The 3,601-nt window shown below is 59.5% G+C and carries 4 protein-coding genes and 1 pseudogene; all 5 read right to left on the bottom strand.

Annotation, left to right across the window (positions count from 1 at the left end):
* Nucleotides 1–93: 93 nt before the first annotated feature.
* Nucleotides 94–563, bottom strand: a pseudogene (locus tag ACQKP2_RS32220) (23S rRNA (adenine(2503)-C(2))-methyltransferase RlmN); the annotation flags it as partial.
* A gap of 29 nt (nucleotides 564–592) precedes the next feature.
* The gene (gene ndk / locus ACQKP2_RS32215; RefSeq protein ID WP_085724365.1) at nucleotides 593–1,018 is read right to left on the bottom strand and encodes a nucleoside-diphosphate kinase; all 426 of its coding nucleotides are present in this window, start codon (nucleotides 1,016–1,018) and stop codon (nucleotides 593–595) included.
* A gap of 88 nt (nucleotides 1,019–1,106) precedes the next feature.
* Nucleotides 1,107–1,307 (bottom strand): Fe-S cluster assembly protein IscX, encoded by a 201-nt coding sequence (gene iscX, locus ACQKP2_RS32210; protein ID WP_427582299.1) that lies wholly within the window; start codon nucleotides 1,305–1,307, stop codon nucleotides 1,107–1,109.
* Nucleotides 1,308–1,321: 14 nt separating this feature from the next.
* Complete coding sequence (gene fdx, locus ACQKP2_RS32205) at nucleotides 1,322–1,663, bottom strand: ISC system 2Fe-2S type ferredoxin (RefSeq protein ID WP_427582298.1); 342 nt, start codon at nucleotides 1,661–1,663, stop codon at nucleotides 1,322–1,324.
* 2 nt (nucleotides 1,664–1,665) lie between these two features.
* Entirely contained in the window at nucleotides 1,666–3,528 is a 1,863-nt protein-coding gene (gene hscA, locus ACQKP2_RS32200; protein WP_427582297.1) for a Fe-S protein assembly chaperone HscA, read from the bottom strand.
* Nucleotides 3,529–3,601 lie beyond the last annotated feature (73 nt).

Raw genomic sequence — 3,601 nt, 5'->3', positions numbered from 1 at the left:
TTCCTGAATCGGTGGTCATCGTCGCCCCCTCGACAGATTCTGTCGCTTCGTCGTCATAAGCTGTCGCGCCACTGTAAATTATCCTGTATGAGAGACGGTCGCCGGGACGCTGCCAAAGGATTTGTTGGCAATCCACACCTGGCCGATGACTTCGGCGGCGGTGAGGTTGCTGTTGAAGCCTTGCTTGCCGGTGGAGCAGAAACTGCAATCCAGGGCACAGCCTGCCTGGGACGAAACGCACAATGTGCCGCGCTTGCCTGGGGAATGTACACGGTCTCGACACAGCTGCCGGACGCCACGCGCACCACCCACTTACGGGTGCCGTCGCTGGAAATGTCCTCGCTGACCACTTCGGGACCGCGAATCTCGGCAACAGCCTTGAGTTTTTCACGCAAGGCCTTGCCGACATTCGTCATGGCATCGAAATCATCGACGCCAAAGTGGTGAATCCATTTCATTACCTGACCGGCACGGAAACGCTTCTCCCCGATTGAGTCGAAGAATTTTTCCATTTCCTGTTGAGTCAGACCCAGCAGGTTGGTTTTAACAGTCGATGTCGTCATGGATTCACCTTCACTCTTTAAGCCAATGCTTAGCGAGTGGTTACTTCGGTAGCTGCGAAGAAGTACGCGATTTCGCGAGCGGCAGCGGCTTCGGAGTCCGAACCGTGTACGGCGTTGGCGTCGATGGACTCAGCGAAGTCAGCACGGATGGTGCCGGCAGCAGCTTCTTTAGGGTTGGTAGCGCCCATCAGTTCACGGTTGCGAGCGATAGCGTTTTCGCCTTCCAGAACCTGAACGACAACCGGACCGGAAGTCATGAAAGCAACCAGGTCAGCGAAGAAGCCACGCTCTTTGTGCTCAGCGTAGAAACCTTCGGCTTCGGCTTTGGACAGTTGCTTGATTTTCGAAGCGACGATGCGCAGGCCGGCATCTTCGAAACGAGTGGTGATCTTGCCGATCACGTTCTTGGCAACGGCGTCAGGCTTGATGATGGAGAAAGTACGTTGAACAGCCATGGTGTAACTCCAGAAACGGTAATGTGCGAAAAATTAAACCCGCGAATTATACGCGGGTTCTCGGGTATTGCCTAACCTGCGGCGTGGCTCAGTCGCGTTCTTCGATCCAGTGGGCCTGAATGGCCTCCAGGATCTTTTCGCCACAATGCTCAGGGTTGTCGCCAAACTCGGGCAATTCCATCACCCACTTGCGCAGATCGACGAAGTTGACCGACATAGGGTCCACTTCAGGCTTGCTTTCAGCCAGCTGGATCGCGATCTCCAGCACATCAGTCCACATGAGACTCATGACAATTCCTTGAATCAGTGCGGCGCTTCGGCTGCGTGGTTGAGTGAGTACTTCGGAATTTCGACGGTCAGGTCTTCAGTCCCGACCTTGGCCTGACAGCCCAGGCGCGACTGAGCCTCCAGCCCCCAGGCCTTGTCGAGGTAATCTTCCTCCAGCTCGTCGGCCTCTTCCAGCGAATCGAAACCCTCGCGAATGATGCAGTGACAGGTGGTGCAGGCACAGACGCCGCCACAGGCACTTTCCATCTCGATATGGTGTTCATGGGCCAGTTCGAGGATGGACGTACCGGGCTCAGCCTCCACAACCATGCCTTCGGGGCAAAACTTTTCATGTGGCAGAAAAATCACCTGCGGCATCGTTATTCCTCAATCTCATTCAGGTTGCGCCCCGCCAGCGCGGCTTTCACCGTCGAATCCAGGCGTCGGGCAGCAAAGGCATCGGTCACTTGCGACAGACGCTTGGTCTGCTGCTCGATGGCGTAACCATCGGTACCTTTCATCAGTTCGGTCAGTTCCTGCACCTGCAGCTCGATGACCATGCGCTCATCGGCGTCGAGCAGGCGGTCGCCGTCGGCTTCCAGAGCCGCCTGTACGGCCTCGATCAGACGCTGCGCATCGACCTGCTGTTCACGCAGGACACGGGCAACCTTGTCATCGTTGGCGTGCTGGAACGAATCCTTGAGCATTTTGGCGATTTCGCCGTCGGTCAGGCCGTAGGACGGCTTGACCTGGATACTGGCTTCGACACCCGACCCCAGCTCGCGAGCCGAAACATTGAGCAGACCATCGGCATCGACCTGGAAGGTCACGCGAATCTTCGCCGCACCGGCCACCATCGACGGAATGCCACGCAGCTCGAAGCGTGCCAGCGAGCGGCAGTCGCTGATCAGCTCGCGCTCGCCCTGCAAAACGTGAATGGCCATGGCCGACTGGCCGTCTTTGTAAGTGGTGAAGTCCTGGGCACGTGCAACCGGGATGGTGGTGTTGCGCGGAATCACCTTTTCCATCAGGCCACCCATGGTTTCCAGCCCCAGGGACAGCGGAATCACATCCAGCAGCAGCAATTCGCTGCCGTCGCGCTTGTTGCCGGCCAGGGTATCAGCCTGGATCGCGGCACCGATGGCCACCACTTGATCCGGATCGATTTCGGTCAGCGGCTGACGGCCAAAGGCCTCGGCAACGGCTTCTCGAACCCGTGGAACGCGCGTCGAACCGCCCACCATGACCACGGCGTGAACCTCGTCCAGCTCGACGCCGGAATCACGAACGGCACGACGACAGGCCTTCAGGCTGCGGGCAACCATCGGCTCGATGAGGGCATTGAACGCTTCGCGGGTCAGCTGGGCTTTCCAGTCGCCATAAACGACTTCCACGGCAGTGGCAGCGGTCAAGGCTTCCTTGGCCGCGCAGGCGGTTTGCAGCAAATTGCGCTGTGCGCCCGGATCCAGATCAGCGGACAGACCGGCGCCCTGAATGATCCAGCCAGCAATCGCGTGGTCGAAGTCATCGCCACCCAGGGCACTGTCGCCACCGGTAGCCAGGACTTCGAACACACCGCCGGTCAGGCGCAGAATCGAAATATCGAAGGTGCCGCCGCCCAGGTCATAGATCGCGACCAGGCCTTCGGCATGCTGATCCAGGCCATAAGCCACCGCCGCCGCCGTCGGCTCGTTGAGCAGGCGCAGCACGTTGAGGCCGGCCAGCTTGGCCGCGTCCTTGGTGGCTTGACGCTGAGCGTCGTCGAAATAGGCCGGAACGGTGATCACCGCCCCCACCAGTTCACCGCCCAGCGTGGCTTCGGCGCGCTGGCGCAGGACCTTGAGGATGTCGGCGGAGACTTCGACCGGGCTTTTGGGCCCCTGAACCGTGTCGATGAACGGCATGTGCGATTCGCCACCGACAAAGCGGTAAGGCAGTTGCTCACCCAGTTGCTTGACGTCGGACAGACCACGACCCATCAAGCGCTTGACCGACAGCACGGTGTTCAGGGGGTCGGTGGAGGCAGCCAGCTTGGCCGATTCGCCCACTTCGACGCGGTCGGCGTGGTAGCGCACCGCAGACGGCAGGATGACCCGCCCTTCTGCGTCGGCAAGCGGCTCGGAAAGACCACTGCGCAATGCAGCGACCAGCGAATTGGTAGTGCCCAAGTCAATCCCCACAGCCAGGCGACGCTGGTGCGGTTGAGGACTTTGGCCGGGTTCGGCGATCTGCAGTAGGGCCATCGTTATCAGGACTTATCAGGCACAACTGACAAAAGCAGTAGCGGTACTGGAAGACGGCGTCAGCGCAATCTCA

The organism is Pseudomonas sp. NPDC089569 (assembly GCF_050280625.1).
GTDB lineage: Bacteria > Pseudomonadota > Gammaproteobacteria > Pseudomonadales > Pseudomonadaceae > Aquipseudomonas.
The sequence above is the reverse complement of the archived record's forward strand: the minus strand, read 5'-3'. Positions and strand labels throughout refer to the sequence as shown.

Excerpts from the sequence above, each read along its gene's own strand:
- fdx (WP_427582298.1), bottom strand. The coding sequence starts at position 1,663 with ATGCCGCAGGTGATTTTTCTGCCACATGAAAAGTTTTGCCCCGAAGGC.
- ndk (WP_085724365.1), bottom strand. The coding sequence starts at position 1,018 with ATGGCTGTTCAACGTACTTTCTCCATCATCAAGCCTGACGCCGTTGCC.
- iscX (WP_427582299.1), bottom strand. The coding sequence starts at position 1,307 with ATGAGTCTCATGTGGACTGATGTGCTGGAGATCGCGATCCAGCTGGCT.
- hscA (WP_427582297.1), bottom strand. The coding sequence starts at position 3,528 with ATGGCCCTACTGCAGATCGCCGAACCCGGCCAAAGTCCTCAACCGCAC.